Annotated in this window: 2 pseudogenes; both read right to left on the bottom strand. The window is 67.6% G+C overall.

The annotated features are described in order from the left end of the window. Positions 1-271 (bottom strand): annotated as a pseudogene (locus B3D39_RS06120) (F0F1 ATP synthase subunit epsilon); the annotation flags it as partial. Then, positions 268-1,032 (bottom strand): annotated as a pseudogene (locus tag B3D39_RS06115) (F0F1 ATP synthase subunit beta); the annotation flags it as partial. The pseudogenes B3D39_RS06120 and B3D39_RS06115, both read right to left, overlap by 4 nt.

The following is a 1,032-nucleotide window of genomic DNA, read 5'->3' as shown; positions in this document are numbered from 1 at the left end:
CGCCCAGCTCGGGCAGATCGCCGGTCACTGCGGCGCGGGTCGAGACCGAGACGTCGCTTCCATTCTCGACCATAAGAACACCGCCCTTCACCGCGCAATAGTGCCGTTGGCCCTCGACCACCCAGGAGATGACCGAGATGCTGAGGCTGGTGAGGAACTCGGCATGGCCGGGCAGGATGCCGAAGCCGCCGCTCTCGTCCTCGGCGCGGATCGCGGTGACGTCCTTGGCATCGACGACGATTTCGAGAGGCGTGGCGATGGTGAGCCTCATGCTGCCGCCTCCTCTCGCTGGCGGGCCTCGTCGATCCCGCCGATCATGTAGAGGGACTGATCCGACCAGTCGTCCGCCTCGCCCGCGAGGATCGCGCGGCAGCCCTCCAGCGTATCGGCCAGCGGCACCGAGCGCCCGGTCTGGCCGGTAAAGGCCTCGGTCACGACGAAGGGTTGGGTGAGGAAGCGTTGCAGCTTGCGCGCGCGGCGCACCGCCAGCCGGTCGGCCGCGCCCAGCTCCTCGACGCCGAGAAGCGCGATGATGTCCTGCAATTCGCGGAACCGCGCCAACAGCGCCCGCGCTTCGCCCGCGAGCTGGAAATGTTCCGCCCCGACGATCTCGGGGTCGAGAAGTTGCGAGGACGAGGCGAGCGGGTCGATCGCGGGGTAAATCCCCTCCGAAGCCAACTGACGCGACAATACGATAGAGCTGTCCATATGCCCCGAAATCGCGGTGACTGCCGGGTCGGTGAAATCGTCAGCCGGGACGTAAACCGCCTGAATTGCCGTGACCGAGGCCCCGGCGGCGGACGCGATGCGCTCCTCCAGCTCCGCGACTTCGGAGGCGAGGGTGGGCTGGTAGCCCACGCGCGAGGGTAGGCGCCCCAGAAGCCCCGAGACCTCGCTGCCCGCCTGCACAAAGCGGAAGACGTTATCCATCATCAGAAGGACGTTGCGGTGATCGCGGTCGCGGAAATCCTCGGCGATGGAGACTGCGGTCAGCGGCACCCGCCAACGCGCGCCGGGCGGCTCGTTCATCTG

The organism is Thioclava sp. UBA3469 (assembly GCF_002378135.1).
Taxonomy (GTDB): Bacteria; Pseudomonadota; Alphaproteobacteria; order Rhodobacterales; family Rhodobacteraceae; genus Thioclava; species Thioclava sediminum.
This window is presented reverse-complemented; position numbering and strand designations above follow the sequence as displayed.